The organism is Cellulophaga baltica (genome assembly GCF_900102165.1).
GTDB classification, from domain to species: Bacteria; Bacteroidota; Bacteroidia; order Flavobacteriales; family Flavobacteriaceae; genus Cellulophaga; species Cellulophaga baltica.
This window is the reverse complement of record NZ_FNBD01000001.1, coordinates 63,701-81,089: the sequence shown is the minus strand read 5'-3', so window position 1 is coordinate 81,089 and position 17,389 is coordinate 63,701. Positions and strand designations below refer to the sequence as shown.

Annotated in this window: 15 protein-coding genes and 1 tRNA gene; 15 read left to right on the top strand and 1 reads right to left on the bottom strand. The window is 35.8% G+C overall.

Translation table 11 applies throughout. The annotated features are described in order from the left end of the window. Window positions 1-11: 11 nt before the first annotated feature. Window positions 12-776 (bottom strand): alpha/beta fold hydrolase, encoded by a 765-nt coding sequence (locus tag BLQ19_RS00360; RefSeq protein ID WP_074537060.1) that lies wholly within the window; start codon window positions 774-776, stop codon window positions 12-14. 258 nt (window positions 777-1,034) lie between these two features. On the opposite strand from BLQ19_RS00360, the gene mraZ reads away from it, so the two are divergent. From mraZ to BLQ19_RS00285, 15 genes are all read left to right on the top strand, one after another. Beyond that, window positions 1,035-1,499, top strand: coding sequence for a division/cell wall cluster transcriptional repressor MraZ (gene mraZ, locus BLQ19_RS00355; protein ID WP_024481720.1), 465 nt, complete (start codon window positions 1,035-1,037; stop codon window positions 1,497-1,499). Continuing rightward, on the top strand, window positions 1,486-2,394 hold the full coding sequence (gene rsmH, locus BLQ19_RS00350) for a 16S rRNA (cytosine(1402)-N(4))-methyltransferase RsmH (RefSeq protein WP_024481719.1): 909 nt from the start codon (window positions 1,486-1,488) through the stop codon (window positions 2,392-2,394). Before mraZ ends, rsmH begins: the two co-directional genes overlap by 14 nt. 2 nt (window positions 2,395-2,396) lie before the next feature. Further along, window positions 2,397-2,714: an FtsL-like putative cell division protein gene (locus BLQ19_RS00345; protein ID WP_024481718.1), complete on the top strand. Its 318-nt coding sequence runs from the start codon at window positions 2,397-2,399 to the stop codon at window positions 2,712-2,714. Next, window positions 2,714-4,717 carry a penicillin-binding protein gene (locus BLQ19_RS00340; RefSeq protein ID WP_074537059.1) on the top strand — a complete coding sequence of 668 codons (2,004 nt, stop codon included), beginning with the start codon at window positions 2,714-2,716 and terminating at the stop codon, window positions 4,715-4,717. The genes BLQ19_RS00345 and BLQ19_RS00340 overlap by 1 nt, the downstream gene beginning before the upstream one ends. Continuing rightward, window positions 4,714-6,177: a UDP-N-acetylmuramoyl-L-alanyl-D-glutamate--2,6-diaminopimelate ligase gene (locus tag BLQ19_RS00335; protein ID WP_074537058.1), complete on the top strand. Its 1,464-nt coding sequence runs from the start codon at window positions 4,714-4,716 to the stop codon at window positions 6,175-6,177. The genes BLQ19_RS00340 and BLQ19_RS00335 overlap by 4 nt, the downstream gene beginning before the upstream one ends. Window positions 6,178-6,232: 55 nt before the next feature. Beyond that, window positions 6,233-7,453, top strand: a complete 1,221-nt coding sequence (gene mraY, locus BLQ19_RS00330; RefSeq protein WP_025615847.1) for a phospho-N-acetylmuramoyl-pentapeptide-transferase — start codon at window positions 6,233-6,235, stop codon at window positions 7,451-7,453. A gap of 1 nt (window position 7,454) precedes the next feature. After that, on the top strand, window positions 7,455-8,789 hold the full coding sequence (murD, locus tag BLQ19_RS00325; RefSeq protein ID WP_074537057.1) for a UDP-N-acetylmuramoyl-L-alanine--D-glutamate ligase: 1,335 nt from the start codon (window positions 7,455-7,457) through the stop codon (window positions 8,787-8,789). Window positions 8,790-8,794: 5 nt separating this feature from the next. Beyond that, window positions 8,795-9,997 carry an FtsW/RodA/SpoVE family cell cycle protein gene (locus tag BLQ19_RS00320; RefSeq protein ID WP_074537056.1) on the top strand — a complete coding sequence of 401 codons (1,203 nt, stop codon included), beginning with the start codon at window positions 8,795-8,797 and terminating at the stop codon, window positions 9,995-9,997. Further along, the gene (gene murG / locus BLQ19_RS00315) at window positions 9,984-11,075 is read left to right on the top strand and encodes an undecaprenyldiphospho-muramoylpentapeptide beta-N-acetylglucosaminyltransferase (RefSeq protein ID WP_034664615.1); all 1,092 of its coding nucleotides are present in this window, start codon (window positions 9,984-9,986) and stop codon (window positions 11,073-11,075) included. Before BLQ19_RS00320 ends, murG begins: the two co-directional genes overlap by 14 nt. 27 nt (window positions 11,076-11,102) lie before the next feature. After that, window positions 11,103-12,455 carry a UDP-N-acetylmuramate--L-alanine ligase gene (murC, locus tag BLQ19_RS00310; protein WP_024481711.1) on the top strand — a complete coding sequence of 451 codons (1,353 nt, stop codon included), beginning with the start codon at window positions 11,103-11,105 and terminating at the stop codon, window positions 12,453-12,455. Further along, window positions 12,445-13,164 (top strand): cell division protein FtsQ/DivIB, encoded by a 720-nt coding sequence (locus BLQ19_RS00305; protein ID WP_024481710.1) that lies wholly within the window; start codon window positions 12,445-12,447, stop codon window positions 13,162-13,164. The genes murC and BLQ19_RS00305 overlap by 11 nt, the downstream gene beginning before the upstream one ends. A gap of 3 nt (window positions 13,165-13,167) precedes the next feature. Next, a complete protein-coding gene (ftsA, locus tag BLQ19_RS00300) occupies window positions 13,168-14,514 on the top strand; it encodes a cell division protein FtsA (RefSeq protein ID WP_074537055.1) in 1,347 nt (448 codons plus the stop codon). Window positions 14,515-14,555: 41 nt separating this feature from the next. After that, window positions 14,556-16,493 (top strand): cell division protein FtsZ, encoded by a 1,938-nt coding sequence (gene ftsZ / locus BLQ19_RS00295; RefSeq protein WP_074537054.1) that lies wholly within the window; start codon window positions 14,556-14,558, stop codon window positions 16,491-16,493. An 86-nt stretch (window positions 16,494-16,579) separates the two neighbouring features. Next, window positions 16,580-17,029: a GatB/YqeY domain-containing protein gene (locus tag BLQ19_RS00290; RefSeq protein WP_074537053.1), complete on the top strand. Its 450-nt coding sequence runs from the start codon at window positions 16,580-16,582 to the stop codon at window positions 17,027-17,029. Window positions 17,030-17,188: 159 nt separating this feature from the next. Next, window positions 17,189-17,262 (top strand) — tRNA-Arg (locus BLQ19_RS00285). Window positions 17,263-17,389: the final 127 nt, after the last annotated feature.

Here is a 17,389-nt window from a genome sequence, read left to right as displayed (position 1 = left end):
GTTTTTTTGTATTAGAGCTTACGGACTTTAAGCCAGGCTTCTAATATCGTATTAAATTCATCAGGGTGTTCCATCATTGCTGCATGGCCACATTTATCTATCCAAAATAAATCTGAATCTGGTAATAATTTATGAAAATCTACAGCAACATCTGGTGGAGTAACGTTGTCGTTTTTACCCCAAATAATACATGTTGGTGTACTCATTTTAGGTAAATCTTTAGCCATGTTATGACGTATGGCACTTTTTGCAATAGCCAAAGTTTTAACCAATTTTATACGGTCATTAACTGTAGCAAAAACTTCATCGACAATTTCAGGGGTTGCAACCGCAGGATCGTAAAAAACATCTTGCGCTTTTTTCTTTATAAATTCGTAATCGCCTCTACGTGGATATCCGTCTCCCATGGCACTTTCGTACAATCCAGAGCTCCCAGTAATTATTAGTGCTTTTACGTTTTTAGGGAATAATTTAGTATGTAATAATCCTATATGACCACCTAAAGAATTACCTAGAAGGATAACGTCTTTTAAGCCTTTGTGCTTTATAAAATCATCAACAAATTTTGCGAAACTTTTTACGGTAGTTTTTAAAAGGGGTTTGTCATAAATAGGTAATTCAGGAACAAGAATCTTATATCCTTTATTGGGGAAATAATTCATGACTCCCTCAAAATTACTTAATCCCCCCATTAATCCATGTAAAACGATTATTGGAGTGCCTTCGCCTACTTCAACGTACTTGTATTTGCCTTCCGTGATTAACTCTTCTTTCATTAATGTAGGTTGTATTCTGTAACGGCAAATATAGACATTTCCTAATAATACGTCTATACTTGTTTTAATGTCATTTGTCAAGACAATTTTGAGCCTTGTAATTGTTGTTTTTGAAAATTCTAAAGTCCGTTTTTGGCCTTTTTTGGAAGTTTTCAGACCTCTAATATATCAGAATTTATTAACAATGTGGTAAATAGTGGTAAATTGTGGTAATAAAATCAATATATTTGAGTTATAATTTGAAACAAGGATAAAAAAGTGATCAATTTCATTGGTACATATGATTGTAAAGCGGACGCGAAAGGTCGGGTAATGCTGCCTGTTGCGCTTAAAAATCAGATGTCTCCAGTGTTAACAGATGGTTTTGTAATCAAGCGATCAGTCTTTCAACCTTGTTTAGAATTATATCCAATGAAAGAGTGGAATCTCTTAATGGAGAAAATGAATAAGAAAAATCGTTTTGTCAAAAAGAACAATGATTTTATCCGTCGTTTTTCTGCAGGTGTAAAGGTAATAGAGATTGATGCAACAGGAAGATTATTAATTCCTAAGAATTTAATTGATGTTGCAAATATTGCTAAAGAAGTAGTCTTAAGTTCGGCTATTAATATTATTGAAATTTGGGATAAAGACAGCTACGAAAAAGTGTTGGAGGATACTACTCTAGACTTTGCGGCATTGGCAGAAGAAGTAATGGGAGGAGACGAAGATGAATTATCATAATCCGGTATTATTAACGGAGTCTATAGATGGGCTAAATATTAAAAGTGACGGCATTTATGTGGATGTTACTTTTGGTGGCGGTGGTCATTCAAAAGAAATTTTGAGTCGCTTAGGAGCGAAAGGAAAATTATACGCCTTTGATCAAGATGAAGATGCGCTTAAAAATGCTATTGATGATGAGCGTTTTGTTTTGATTCATGAGAATTTTAGATTCATTGGTCAGTTTTTGAAGTTTTACGGAGTGCGTAAGGTGGATGGGATTTTGGGTGATTTTGGTGTTTCATCTCATCAGTTTGATGTTGCGGAGCGCGGATTTTCTACTCGTTTTGATGCTGATTTAGATATGCGCATGAGTAAGCGAAATACAGTTTCTGCTTATGATGTAGTGAATGCTTATGATTATGATGAGTTGCGTAGGGTGTTATTTCAATATGGTGATTTAAGAAATGCTAATGCTATAGCTACGGCAATTATTGCCAATAGAGAAGCGGAGCCAATTAAAACCACAGATCAATTAAAATCTGGTTTAAAGCAATTTTTGCCTGCACGGGTAGAACATAAAATTTTAGCTCAGATTTATCAAGCTATACGTATTGAAGTGAATCAAGAGATTGAGGTGATTAAAGAATTTTTAATGCAAGTGCCAGAGTTATTAAATGAGGAAGGTCGCTTAAGTGTTATTAGTTATCACTCGTTGGAAGATAGGTTGGTAAAGAACTTTTTTAGATCAGGAAAATTTGAAGGAGAGCCAGATAAAGATTTTTATGGGAATATGAATCTTCCGCTTAAAAAAGTAGGTGGATTGGTGGTTCCTTCTAAAAAAGAAATTGCAAGTAATAATAGAGCGCGTAGTGCAAAATTAAGAATTGCCGAAAAAGCAAAAAGCAAAAAGTAATCATGCGAAAAGGCTTGTTAGATATCTTAAAAGGAAAATTTTTAGTGAGTGGCGACGCTCCAAAAAATTGGATTTTTATCATTTTCACTTCTTTTTTAGCGGCAGTAATGATTGCAAGTTCCCATGGTGCGGATAGTAAAGTGCATCAGATTGCAGCGTTGAACGAAGAGGTGAAAGAATTGCGAAGTGAGTTTATAGATGGGCAGACCGATGTTCAGAAATTAAAGCTCGAATCGGAAATATTAAAAACAGTAAGTAATGATGGTTTGTTTCCTTCAGAAACGCCACCACATAAAATAAGAGTTAAATCGGCTGAATAATGGCGGTTACAGAAAAAAAAATATTAACGAGACTATATATAGTAGCAGTATTTCTGGTGCTATTCGCTGTTGCGGTAGTTGTAAAGCTTTTTAGTATTCAGTTGGTTGATGGGGATAAGTACCGTCAATTAGCCGAAGATCGTACAGAAAAGGTTTTTACAATCACCCCAAACCGTGGTAATCTATATTCTGCAGATGGTAGTTTATTAGCTACTTCTGTTTCTCGTTTTAATATTCGTTTTGATGCGGTGACCGTAAAAGATAAAGATTTTAAAGAAAATCTTAAACCTTTATGTCAATCCTTATCAAAATTGTTAGGAAAACCTGCATCGCATTATGAGCAGATTTTTCGTAAGGCCAAAGCAAATAAGAATAGGTATGCCTTGGTAGTTAGAAATTTAGACTACTCAGACTACGTTCAGGTAAAGAAGTTTCCATTGTTTGAGAAAGGTCCTAATCGTGGTGGTATTGTGGTAGAGCAAAATACGGTTCGGGAACATCCTTTAGGAAAAATAGCGGAGCGTAGTGTGGGGTATGAGCGTTTTGATGAAAATGGTTATGCTACTCGTGTAGGTTTAGAAGGTGCTTTTACGGAATACTTAAGCGGAATAAAAGGGAGTCGTCTAAAGCAAAAAATTGCAAAAAACCAATGGAAACCTATAGGTATGGATAACATCGTGGAGCCTAAAGATGGCTATGATGTGTATTCTACTATAGATGTTAATATACAGGATATTGCACATCATGCACTGTTGGCGCAATTAGAAAAGTATAAGGCAGACCATGGCTGTGTTATTGTAATGGAAACCAAGACTGGTGAAATTAAAGCAATTTCAAACCTCGGAAAAACAGAAGGTGATAAGTATTACGAGCGATTGAATTATGCCATTGGAGAATCTCATGAACCAGGTTCTACTTTTAAGTTAATGTCCATGGTGGTTGCTTTAGAAGATAAGGTGATAGATACGAGCACAATTATAGACACTGAAAAAGGATTATTTAAAGTATATAATAAAACGGTTAGAGATTCTAAATGGGGAGGCTACGGAAAAATATCGGCTGCTAGATCTTTTGAAATTTCGTCAAATACAGCATTTGCTAAAATTATTTACAATAACTATAAAGATAGCCCAGAGAAGTATGTAAACCGTTTGATGAATATGGGATTGAATAGGAAACTTGATCTTCCTATTAAAGGAGAAGGCGCTCCTGTAATTCGGTATCCAGGTGATAAAGGTTGGTCTGGTATTTCTTTAGCATGGATGTCTCATGGGTATGAAGTTTCGCTTACGCCTTTGCAGACACTTACCTTTTATAATGCTATAGCTAATAATGGGGAAATGGTTAAGCCACGCCTTTTAAAAGAAGTGAAAGAATGGGATAAAACCATTTTTAAGTTTGATAAAGAAGTGATAAATCCATCTATCTGTTCGCAAGAAACGATAGATAAGGTTAAGGAGATGTTGAAAAACGTGGTAGAAAAGAAGTATGGTACAGGGCATAGTTTGTATTCGCCAAACTTTTCTATGGCGGGTAAGACAGGTACAGCGCAGAAAGATTATGTATCTAAAGATCCAAATAAGTTAAAATACATTTCTACATTTTCTGGGTATTTCCCAGCAGATGAACCAAAGTATTCATGTATCGTGGTGATTCATGAACCAGACAAAAGTGTTGGGTATTATGGGGCAGACGTTTCAGGGCCTGTATTTAAATCTATCGCACAAAAAATATATGCAACCTCGCCTTTAGTAGATGAGGTTGATGGTTTGGAGATTAATGATCCTGGATTGGAGAAAAAATACGAACAATATTATGCAGAAGCATCGAAGAAACATAGCAAGGTTCCTAATGTAGAAGGGATGAGTGGTATGGATGCTATTGCAATTTTAGAAAATTTAGGCTTACAGGTTAAGGTTACAGGATACGGTAAAGTAAAAAAACAATCTGTAAAAGGTGTGAATATTAGCGCTGCAGGAGTAATTGTATTAGAATTATCATGAAATCACTTAAAGACATATTATTTGGGGTGAGTATTACTGCGGTTAGCGGTTCTACCTCGGTTATGGTAAATTCTATTTGCTTTGATTCGCGCATAGTATCCGCTGATGATGTTTTTATCGCGATAAAAGGTACAATCACAGATGGTCATAAGTATATTGATAAGGCTATATCATTAGGAGCTAAAACCATCGTTTGTGAACTTATGCCTGAAGTTCTTGAAGAAGGTGTTACTTACGTGGCAGTAGATAATGGCAATAAGGCTTTGGCTATCATGGCTTCTAATTTTTATGATAATCCATCTAAAAATTTAAAGCTTGTAGGAGTTACGGGAACAAATGGAAAAACAACCATTAGTAGTTTGCTGTATCAATTATTTAAGAAAGCAGGTTTTAAAGTGGGACTTATTTCTACGATTAAAATCATGGTAGATGATACTATGTATAAAACTAGTCATACAACACCTGATGCTTTAACGATAAATCATCATTTAAAACTGATGAATGATGTAGGAGTGGAGTTTTGTTTTATGGAGGTAAGTTCTCATGGTATACATCAAAAAAGAACAGAAGGTTTAGTTTTTGAAGGAGCGATTTTTACAAACCTCTCTCATGATCATTTAGATTATCATAAAACCTTTGCAGAATACAGGGATACCAAGAAATCACTTTTTGATAAGCTGTCTAAGAAAGCTTTTGTGCTGACTAATATTGATGATAAGAATGGCTTAGTAATGTTGCAAAACACAAAGGCAAGAAAGTATACATATGCTTTAAAAACGTATGCAGATTATAAAGCTCAAATTCTAGAAAATCAATTTAATGGACAACTTTTAAAGATTGATGGTAATGAGGTGTGGTCAAAATTAATAGGTGATTTTAACGCCTATAATATGTTGGCAATTTATGGTACAGCACAATTATTAGGTTTAGAGAAATTAGAGATATTAAGACTTTTAAGTGAGTTAGAAAATGTGGATGGCAGATTTCAATATTTTATCTCTAAAGAAAGAATTACGGCAATTGTAGATTATGCACATACGCCAGATGCACTTAAGAATGTACTGGATACCATTAATTCATTGAGAACAGGAAATGAAAATGTCATTACTGTTGTAGGGTGTGGTGGCGATAGAGATAAAACCAAGCGTCCGGTTATGGGGCATATCGCATCAGATATGAGTACCACCGTCATATTTACTTCTGATAATCCTAGAACAGAGAATCCGGAAGAAATACTTAAAGAAATTGAAGCGGGAGTTGAAGCTCAAAATGTTAGAAAAACACTAACTATTGAAAATAGAGCACAGGCTATAAAGACAGCTTGTCAATTGGCGAATTCCAACGATATTATTTTAATCGCCGGAAAAGGCCATGAAACGTATCAAGAGATTAATGGGGTAAGAACTCATTTTGATGACTACGAAACCGTTCAAAGTTTATTAAAGGACTTAAATAAATAAAACAACTACAATTACGATCACAGTAATTGAAAACCATTAAGACACGAAGTAAAGTATGTTATACTATTTGTTTGAATTTTTAGAAGATAATTATCAAATCCCAGGTGCTGGACTGTTTCAGTTTATCACTTTTAGGGCAGCATTAGCGGTATTAACATCGCTTTTGATCGCTACGGTATATGGTAAGAAAATAATTCTTTTTCTTCAGAAAAAGCAAATAGGGGAAACTGTTCGCGATTTAGGTCTTGACGGACAGAAACAGAAAGCAGGTACACCAACAATGGGTGGTCTAATTATCATTTTAGCTACTTTAATTCCTGTATTGTTATTTGCTAAGCTTGATAATATCTACGTAATACTTTTGATTGTGACCACCATTTGGATGGGAATCATTGGTTTTGTAGATGATTATATCAAAATATTTAAAAAGGATAAAGAAGGTTTAAAAGGAAGGTTTAAAATATTAGGACAAGTTGTATTAGGCTTAATTGTAGGGGCTACCTTATACTTTCATCCGGAAGTAACGATGAAAGAACGCAGTCAGAGTGTGATAACCACCTCTTATACGTTAGAGAAAGTTGCTGGTGCGGAAGTAAAATCAGTAAGAACTACAGTGCCTTTCTTTAAAAACAATGAATTAGACTACACTTCATTCATTGGTTGGATGGGTGACGGAGCAAAAGAGTATGCGTGGCTGATCTTTATTCCGGTGGTTATCATTATTGTTACTGCCGTATCTAACGGAGCAAATCTAACAGATGGCATCGATGGTCTAGCGGCTGGGTCTTCGGCAATAATTGTCCTCACCCTCGGTATTTTTACCTGGATTTCTGGGAATATTATATTCTCCAATTATCTGGATATTATGTTTATCCCTAGGGCGGGAGAACTTGTGGTTTTCGTAGCGGCATTTGTAGGAGCCTTAGTCGGTTTCTTATGGTATAATGCTTTTCCTGCTCAGGTTTTTATGGGAGATACGGGTAGTTTAACTATAGGTGGAGTAATTGCAGTTATTGCGATCATCATCCGTAAAGAATTATTGATTCCTGTTTTATGTGGAATCTTCTTTGCAGAATCTATTTCCGTAATGTTACAAGTGGGATATTTTAAATATACCAAGAAGAAATTTGGAGAGGGAAAGCGTGTTTTTCTAATGGCTCCATTGCACCACCATTATCAAAAGAAAGGCTATCACGAGAGTAAAATTGTGACGCGCTTCTGGATTGTTGGAATTTTACTAGCTGTAATCACCGTGGTAACATTAAAAGTGCGATAAGATGCAGCGATTGGTAATTCTTGGTGGAGGAGAAAGTGGTGTGGGAACCGCCATTTTGGGGAAGAAGAAAGGATATGAAGTTTTTGTTTCTGATAAAGGAGCAATTAAAGATAAGTATAGAAAAGTTCTTGAGCATTTTGATATTGAATGGGAAGACCAAATGCATACAGAAGGAAAAATTCTGAATGCAGATGTGGTCATGAAAAGTCCTGGTATTCCAGATAAAATAGCCTTGATTCAGAAATTGAAGGAAAAGGAAATTCCAGTAATCTCAGAAATAGAATTTGCGTCAAAGTATACCGATGCAAAAATTATAGGGATTACAGGTAGCAACGGAAAGACCACCACGACCATGTTAACCAATCATATTTTAAAGAATGAAGGTTTTCATGTGGGTATGGCGGGCAACATTGGAGATAGCTATGCTAAAATGGTAGCAGAGAATGATTTTGAATATTATGTATTAGAAATCAGTAGTTTTCAATTAGATGGTATTGTAGATTTTAAACCGCATATAGCTATTCTAACCAATATTTCACCAGATCATTTAGATCGGTATGAGTATAAGTACGAAAACTATATCGCATCAAAATTTAGAATTGCAGAAAACCAGACAGCAGATGATTATTTCATTTATGATGCAGATGATAAAGACTTGACAGATTGGTTGGAAAAGCACCCTGTTAAAGCAAAATTAATGCCCTATTCAATAGAGAAGATGATAGAAGAAGGCGCATTTAGTACAAACAACGATATAACGATTACAACTAACAACGACACACTGAAAATGAAAGCAGATTCTTTATCCTTAGAAGGAAAACACAATCTTAAAAACACAATGGCGGCTTCTACAGCGTCAAAACTTATTGGTATTAGAAAAGAAACTATTCGTAACAGTGTAGCCAATTTTCAAGGTGCAGAACACCGTTTAGAAAAGGTGCTTAAAATTCATCATGTAGAATACGTGAATGATTCTAAAGCTACTAATGTAAATGCTACCTATTATGCATTAGATAGCATGAGGACTCCAACAGTTTGGATTGTTGGTGGTGTAGATAAAGGAAATGATTACAAGTCGTTAATGCCTTTGGTGCGTGAGAAAGTTAAAGCAATTATCTGTTTGGGTAAAGACAACACAAAAATAATAGAGGCTTTTGGCAATGTTGTAGATCTTGTGGTAGAAACGTATGATATGGCAGAAACTGTAAAGGTGGCTTATAAAATGGCAGAACGTGGTGATACTGTTTTATTATCGCCAGCATGTGCTAGTTTTGATCTTTTTGATAATTATGAAGATCGTGGAAATCAATTTAAAGCAGCAGTAAAAAACTTATAATAAAAATGGAATTTTTCAACAAAATAGGCGGAGATAAAGCAATTTGGGCTATAGTGGCCTTACTTGCCTTGTTTTCTTTTTTACCAGTTTACAGCGCAAGCAGTAATCTGGTATACGTTGTTGGAAATGGGACAGGAACTACGCTAAGCTTTTTGTTTAAACATGGGTTGTTGTTGGCTTTAGGTTTCGGTATTATTTATGGCGTACATAAAATTCCGACGCATTTTTTCAAGGGACTATCTTTAATAGCAATGCCTATTGTGCTATTGTTATTAGCATATACGTTGGCGCAGGGCACCACAATTGGTGGGGCTAATGCAAGTAGATGGATTCGCTTGCCTTTGGTTGGGTTTACATTTCAAACCTCAAACTTAGCAGCCGTAGTTTTAATGGCTTATGTAGCACGTTATTTAACGAAAATAAAAGATAAAGCTATCACTTTTAAAGAGAGTATTTTGCCGTTGTGGATACCTGTTTTTTTGGTCTTGATTCTAATTTTACCCGCGAATTTCTCAACAGCAGCCATTATCTTTTTCATGGTTATGGTACTTTGCTTTCTGGGAGGGTATCCTGTTAAATATTTATTAGGAATTATAGGTAGCGGTATTTTAGTGTTGACCCTTTTTATCTTGGTGGCAAAGGCGGCTCCAGATTTATTTCCTAATCGCGTAAATACATGGCAAAATAGGATTGAAAATTTTGCGAATGATGAAGATAGTGATGCGGATTATCAAATTGAAAAAGCGAAAATTGCCATCGCTACAGGCGGGGTAATCGGGAAAGGTGCCGGTAAAAGTATTCAGAAGAATTTTCTGCCTCAAAGTTCTTCAGATTTTATTTTCGCCATCATTGTTGAGGAGTACGGTTTAGTAGGTGGACTAATTTTAGTCTTCTTCTATCTGTTGTTACTTTTTAGAATTGTTGTGGTTGCAAATGGTAATAATACCATTTTCGGGAAATTATTAGTCGTAGGTGTTGGTTTACCTATCGTTTTTCAGGCATTTATAAATATGGCGGTTGCTGTAGAATTATTTCCTGTAACAGGACAAACATTGCCGCTTATTAGTAGTGGAGGAACCTCTACCTGGATGACTTGTTTGGCAATTGGTATTATATTGAGTGCCAGTAATAAAGAAACAAGTGAAGAGTCTAGTGGAGCAGAAATAGATGATACAAACCCTTTAGAAGTGTTAAGTGGACAATTATAAATTTATATTATCTGGGGGTGGTACTGGCGGACATATTTATCCGGCAGTGGCAATCGCAAATGAACTAAAGCGTAGGTATCCTACTGCTGAGTTTTTGTTTGTGGGGGCAAAAGATAGAATGGAGATGGAGAAAGTACCCAATGCAGGGTATAAGATAGAAGGATTGTGGATTTCAGGATTGCAGAGAAAACTGACTTTCAAAAATTTGATGTTTCCTTTTAAGCTCATCAGTAGTTTGGTGAAAGCTGGCGGAATTGTAAACAGGTTTAATCCAGATGTGGTAATTGGTACCGGTGGCTTTGCTAGTGGTCCGCTTTTAAAAAGAGCCTCAGGAAAAGGGGTGCCATGTGTACTACAAGAACAGAATTCTTTTGCAGGAATTACGAATAAATTATTAGCAGAGAAATCTAAGAAAATTTGTGTAGCGTATGATGGCATGGAGAAATTTTTTCCAGCAGATAAAATTGTAAAAACAGGAAACCCTGTACGTGAAGATTTGGTGACTATGGCGGCAACGCAGCAAGAAGCTTTAGCATTTTTTGAGTTAGATGCGTCAAAACCAACCTTAGTAGTTTTAGGAGGTAGTTTAGGGGCAAGAAGAATAAACCAACTTATTGAAAAAGAATTAGACTTTTTCAAAACTTTAGGCATTCAAGTGGTGTGGCAATGTGGGAAGCTATATTACGAAGAGTATAAAAAATACCAATCAGATAGTGTTAAAGTATTTGATTTTTTAAATAGAATGGATTTTGCGTATGCGGCAGCTAATTTTGTAATTAGTAGAGCAGGGGCAGGTTCGGTGTCAGAATTATGTATTGTTGGAAAACCAGTAATCTACATTCCTTCGCCAAACGTTGCGGAAGATCATCAAACCAAAAATGCCATGGCATTAGTGCAAAAAGATGCGGCATTAATGGTGAAAGAAAGCGATTTAGCATCACAGTTTGAAAGTGTTTTTTCAGTGCTTTTTAAAGACGAAGAGAAACAACAAGAATTGAGTGTTAATAGCAAGAAAATGGCAATGCCAAATGCTACAAGTGATATTGTAGATGAAATAGAAAAATTATTAAAAAAATAAAGGCTTAGGGAGACTTAGGTAGTGATTATGAACATGAATCAGATACATAGCGTATATTTTTTAGGTATTGGCGGCATAGGAATGTCGGCCTTAGCTAGGTATTTTGTGTATTTAGGTAAGAATGTGGGCGGGTATGATAAAACGCCTTCACCGCTTACGCTAGAGTTAGAAGAGACGGGTATGGCTATTCATTATGACGATGATGTGGCGTTGATTGCTCCTAACTTTTTAGATAAGGAAACTTGTCTAATTGTGTATACCCCGGCGGTTCCTAAAGAGCATTCAGAGTTGAATTATTTTTTTGATCAAAAATTTACAGTAAAGAAGCGTTCAGAAGTTTTGGGTTTAGTGACAAATGAAACTTTTTGTTTTGCAGTAGCAGGTACGCATGGCAAGACAACGACTTCCAGCATATTGGCACACATACTAAAAGAAGCTCATGTTCCTATGACGGCTTTTTTAGGAGGGATATCGGAAGATTTTGGAAGTAATTTTTATTTTCAAGGTTCAGAATATTCCGTAGTAGAGGCAGATGAGTTTGATAGGTCTTTTTTGCGTTTATCACCAAACATTGCTTGTATAACATCAATGGATGCAGATCATTTAGATATCTATGGCACAGGTGAAGAATTACAGAAGTCTTTTAGAGAGTTTGCTGCACGAATTAAAGTAGGTGGTAAATTGTTCGTTAGAAACGGCTTACCTATGGAAGGTATTACTTATGGCATAGAGGATGCTGCTGATTATTGTGCGAAAAATGTCGAAATAGTTAATGGAGCTTATGTTTTTGAGTTACAAACGCCTACAGTTTTATACAAAGGCATACGTTTTAAAAAACCAGGAAGGCATAATTTATTAAATGCAGTAGTGGCATTAGGGATGGCTTTAGAAGCCAATGTGAAGCCAGAGAATTTATTTCCTGCATTGGAAAGTTTTAAGGGAGTGCAACGTCGTTTTTCATACCGAATTAAGAATGATGACTTTGTATTTATTGATGATTATGCGCATCATCCTACAGAGATAAACGCTGTTTTTGAGGCGGTTTCGGAAATGCATCCAGGTAAAAAAGTATTGGCTGTTTTTCAACCGCATTTATTTTCAAGAACAAAGGATTTTGCTGAGGATTTTGCAGAAAGTTTATCGAAATTTGCAAACGTTTTATTGTTGGATATTTATCCGGCCAGAGAAAAGCCAATTGAGGGCATTACATCGGAATGGTTGTTGCGTAAAATAACTAGTCAACATAAGAAATTAGTTCAGAAATCAGAGTTGATTTCGGAAATACAAAAACAAGCGCCAGAAGTTTTAATAGTGATGGGTGCAGGTGATATAGGTTTGGAAGTTGTGAAAATTCAAAAAGCTATAGTAAATGAAGGTTAATTGGAACATTGTAAAAGTGTTGGTATTGTTACTTACAGTGATGGGGCTCTTTGCGTTTTCTAATAGTAGACATAACAAAAAACCTATTTCAGAACTGGATGTTATGTTCACTGATGAGAATAATTTATACGTGACTACGGGCATGGTTAATAAATTGTTAATACAAAGTTTCCAAGGGTTTGATATGGTACCCAAAGAAAATTTAGTTTTGAATAACATGGAAAAGGCCATTGAGGCCAATGAAATGGTTAAAAATGCACAAGTATACCTCACGGTAAATGGTAAGTTGACGACGAAAATCGCTCAACGTAACCCCATTGGTCGTGTGGAAAGTAGTACAATATATTATCTAGATGATGAAGGAAAGCGTATGCCGCTGTCTAGAAATCATTCCGCAAGGGTTCCTGTCATAACAGGAAATATCACTGAAGATAGTTTAGCAGAAGTACATTTTATACTGAACTATGTGAATGGAGATGATTTTTTGCGCAAAAATGTAATTGGTATTCAGGTGTTAAGAAACCAAAAATATCAGTTGAAATTTAGAACAGAAAGTTTTGTAGTTAACCTTGGAAAAGCAGAGGCGTTAGATCAAAAATTTAACAAGTTTAGAGCTTTTTATAAAAAGGGTAAAAAAGATAATTCGCTTACCAATTATAGTTTGGTAAGCTTAGAGTATAATAATCAGGTAGTGTGTACCAAAATTTAAGATATGGAACAAGGTAAATATTCAGTTGGTTTAGATATTGGGACTACCAAAATAGTTGCCATAATCGGTAAGGAAAATGAGTATGGGAAGATTGAAATTTTAGGCATTGGAAAATCTAAAAGTCTTGGAGTACACAGAGGTGTTGTAAATAACATTACACAAACCATACAATCTATTCAACAAGCTGTAGAACAAGCGGAATCTAATTCAGGATTAAAGATTGGTTCTGTAGTAGTAGGTATCGCAGGGCAACACATTCGTAGTTTGCAACACAGTGATTACATTACAAGAGATGATTCTGAACAGGTTATTAATGAGGATGATGTAGATAAGTTATGTAATCAAGTATATAAATTAATCATGCTTCCTGGTGAGGAGATTATTCATGTTTTACCACAAGAATATAAAATTGATGGCCAGGCAGAGATTAAAGAACCTATGGGAATGTATGGTGCTCGTTTAGAAGCTAATTTTCATGTGGTGGTAGGGCAAGTGTCTTCTATTAAAAATGTAGGGCGCTGTATTAAGAGTGCAGGTTTAGATTTGGGTAGCATCACATTAGAGCCATTGGCGTCTGCTAATGCCGTACTGAGTCAAGAAGAAAAAGAAGCAGGTGTAGCTTTAATTGATATAGGAGGTGGTACTACAGATTTGGCTATTTTCAAAGATGGTATTATCCGCCATACAGCGGTAATCCCATTTGGTGGTAATGTTATCACGGAAGATATCAAAGAAGGGTGCTCCATCATTGAAAAGCAAGCAGAATTACTTAAGATTAAGTTTGGATCTGCATGGCCAGGGGAAAATAAAGAAAATGAAATTGTCTCTATTCCAGGATTACGAGGAAGAGAGCCTAAAGAAATAACACTTAAGAATTTGTCTAAAATTATCCATGCAAGAGTGGTGGAAATTGTAGAGCAAGTGTATGTTGAGATCAAGAATTATGGTCATGACGAACAAAAGAAAAAATTAATTGCAGGTATTGTACTAACAGGTGGTGGCAGCCAGTTAAAGCACTTAAAGCAATTGGTAGAATATATTACAGGTATGGATACCAGAATTGGTTATCCAAACGAACACTTAGCTGGCGATTCTGATGAGGAAATTGCGAGTCCGTTATATGCAACAGCAGTAGGGCTTTTAATGAATGCATTGAAAACAAAAGCTAAGAATGAAGCAATTGGGGCTGAGGAGGAAGAACTGCAAAATCAATTGCCAGAAAATGAAATGAATGATGATACTGCTGAAGCAGAAACTGCAGTAGTAAAACCGGAAATTCAAAGAGATCGGAAATCTATATTTGACAAATGGTCAGATAAGTTAAAAGACTTTTTGGATAACGCAGAATAAAAAAGCACGAAGAACACAGTATAACCAGTAATACAGAACGTATGAGTAACAGTAACGAATTTGGAAGTATTTCCTTTGATTTGCCCAAAAATCAGAGTAATGTAATAAAAGTCATCGGGGTAGGTGGCGGTGGGAGCAACGCAATTAACCACATGTATATGGCGGGAATTAATGGTGTTGATTTCATTATCTGTAATACAGATTCCCAAGCACTTGATAATAGTACAGTACCCAACAAAATTCAATTAGGGGTTTCCTTAACTGAAGGTCTTGGTGCTGGTGCAAACCCAGAAGTGGGAGAGCAATCTGCTATTGAGAGTATGGAAGAAATAAAGAATATGTTGGGTACCAACACTAAAATGGTTTTCATTACTGCAGGAATGGGCGGTGGTACTGGAACAGGTGCGGCACCAATGATAGCAAAACAAGCTAAGGAACTGGATATCCTTACGGTTGGTATTGTTACAATTCCTTTTCAGTTTGAAGGTCAGATGAGAACCAAACAAGCGCAAGCAGGGATTGAAAAGTTACGTAACAATGTAGATTCTTTAATCGTTATCAATAATAATAAACTAAGAGAAGTTTATGGAAATTTAGGTTTCAAAGCTGGTTTCTCTAAGGCTGATGAAGTGTTAGCTACAGCAGCAAGAGGTATTGCAGAGGTTATAACACACCACTACACACAGAATATTGATTTACGTGATGCTAAAACAGTACTTTCAAATAGTGGTACGGCAATCATGGGGTCTTCAACTTCATCAGGTTCCAATAGAGCTAATGAAGCAATTATGAGTGCTTTAGATTCTCCTTTGTTGAATGATAATAAAATATCTGGAGCAAAGAATGTATTGTTGTTAATCGTTTCTGGAACTAAAGAAATTACAATTGATGAAATAGGAGAGATCAACGATCATATCCAAACAGAAGCGGGTCATAGTGCAAACATCATTATGGGTGTTGGTGAAGACGAAACACTGGGGGAAGCAATTGCTGTAACGGTGATCGCTACGGGTTTTAATATTGACCAGCAGGATACTATTGTAAATACAGAATCTAAAAAAATAATCCATACCCTTGAGGATAGCCAAAAGGCAGAGCAAGTATTAATGGGTTCAGAGAATGTAGTCTTTCAGTTGGTCGAAGAAGAGGAAGAAAAAAAGGTAGTAAAAGAAGAGCCTAAAATTGTAAAGCATGTTTTAGAAGAAGATAAGCCAGACATGGATTTGATTCCGACATCTAGCTATATTAAAAACTTTAATGTCTTTTATGATGAAGTGATTGCTGATAATGTAGGTGATGATTTTATTATCGTAGATTCTAAGGCTAAGATTGATAATTTTGAAGTTATTGATCCTATTACTGTTTCTTCAGCAAAAATAGAAGATGATCAGTTTATTTTTAGTTTTGATGGCCCTGAGGCAGAAAAAATTAAAGAAGACAAAAAAGAAAATGTAGTATTATTTTCTTTGGATGACGAAGTAAAAGATATGGAAGTAAAAGATCCTATCGAAGTTATTCCTGTAGTAGAGTACAATAAGCAAGGTGAAAAGCGTTATAGTCTTGATGATTATATGGAGTTAGAAGGGAAGCTTAATGACGCTAAGTCTAAAGCAGAAAAAGTAGCTCCAAAGGTTCTAGAAGAAGAATTGCGTTTTGAGCAAAAGACGGTGGAGAAAGAAACAAAGCAAGTAGAAGAAGTCGCAGACGTAGATCCTATGGATATGCCTTTAGAGGAGCTTTTAAGAAGCAGATCTGAAGAAAGAAAACGTAAGCTAAAAGATTTTAACTACAAGTTTCAGAACAACAATGCGAAGCATATTGATGAAATAGAAAAGCATCCCGCATACAAACGTCAAGGCGTTCATTTAAATGAAGTAAATAGAGAGAACAAGATTTCTAGAACATCATTAAGTGAGGATAGCAATGATGATATTCAAATAAGAACAAACAATTCTTTCTTACATGACAATGTAGATTAAAGAATGTTTTAACCTGATTATAAACCCAAAAATACGAGCTATTTTTGGGTTTATTTTTTTATCTTCGTCCCGCTAAAATAGATATTATGAGCTTACAAGACCAGGTAATGACCGAGATGAAAACAGCGATGAAAGCTAAAGATAAAGTAGCTTTAGAATCGTTAAGAGCAATAAAATCGGCGTTGTTACTAATGCAAACAGAAAATGGTTCAGGAGAAGCTATTTCAGAGGATGCAGAAATTCAGCTAGTTCAGAAGCTTGTAAAGCAACGTAAAGATAGCGCCGCTATTTTCATAGAGCAAGGTAGAGAAGATTTAGCAGTTCCAGAATTAGAGCAAGTAGCTATAATAGAAAAATTCTTGCCAGAGCAGTTATCAGAAGAAGAGATAGAGAAAGTTGTCGTACAGACTATTGAAGCTACTGGTGCAGCAGGGATGAAAGATATGGGTAAAGTTATGGGAATGGTTTCTAAAGAGCTTGCAGGTCAAGCAGACGGCAAAACTATTTCTATGATTGTAAAAAAGAAATTAGCTTAAGAAAATAATGGCTGCGTAGTTCAACTGGATACCTGCCTGTCGGCAGGCAGGGAATATCAAGTATAGGTGTGAAGTACTATGTTTATGTGTTAGAAAGTGAGAAAGAGAAAAGTATTTCAAAACCGGAAGTGGTAGAGAATTTTTAAAGAAAATAGTAACGGCTGCGTAGTTCAACTGGATAGAATATCAGATTTCGGCTCTGAGGGTTGGGGGTTCGAATCCCTTCGCGGTCACGAATAAATAAAAAGTCTCACAAAATATACAAGCTTGCTTGCGTATATTTTGTGAGACTTTTTATTTTCAAAGCGGAGCTTTGAGGGATCAACGCAGTTCATCCCTTATTCGTGAAAATGTTGAATA

Coding starts and splice junctions, on each gene's coding strand:
- BLQ19_RS00360 (WP_074537060.1), bottom strand. CDS start 776: ATGAAAGAAGAGTTAATCACGGAAGGCAAATACAAGTACGTTGAAGTA.
- rsmH (WP_024481719.1), top strand. CDS start 1,486: ATGAATTATCATAATCCGGTATTATTAACGGAGTCTATAGATGGGCTA.
- BLQ19_RS00345 (WP_024481718.1), top strand. CDS start 2,397: ATGCGAAAAGGCTTGTTAGATATCTTAAAAGGAAAATTTTTAGTGAGT.
- BLQ19_RS00340 (WP_074537059.1), top strand. CDS start 2,714: ATGGCGGTTACAGAAAAAAAAATATTAACGAGACTATATATAGTAGCA.
- BLQ19_RS00335 (WP_074537058.1), top strand. CDS start 4,714: ATGAAATCACTTAAAGACATATTATTTGGGGTGAGTATTACTGCGGTT.
- mraY (WP_025615847.1), top strand. CDS start 6,233: ATGTTATACTATTTGTTTGAATTTTTAGAAGATAATTATCAAATCCCA.
- murD (WP_074537057.1), top strand. CDS start 7,455: ATGCAGCGATTGGTAATTCTTGGTGGAGGAGAAAGTGGTGTGGGAACC.
- BLQ19_RS00320 (WP_074537056.1), top strand. CDS start 8,795: ATGGAATTTTTCAACAAAATAGGCGGAGATAAAGCAATTTGGGCTATA.
- murC (WP_024481711.1), top strand. CDS start 11,103: ATGAACATGAATCAGATACATAGCGTATATTTTTTAGGTATTGGCGGC.
- BLQ19_RS00305 (WP_024481710.1), top strand. CDS start 12,445: ATGAAGGTTAATTGGAACATTGTAAAAGTGTTGGTATTGTTACTTACA.
- ftsA (WP_074537055.1), top strand. CDS start 13,168: ATGGAACAAGGTAAATATTCAGTTGGTTTAGATATTGGGACTACCAAA.
- ftsZ (WP_074537054.1), top strand. CDS start 14,556: ATGAGTAACAGTAACGAATTTGGAAGTATTTCCTTTGATTTGCCCAAA.
- BLQ19_RS00290 (WP_074537053.1), top strand. CDS start 16,580: ATGAGCTTACAAGACCAGGTAATGACCGAGATGAAAACAGCGATGAAA.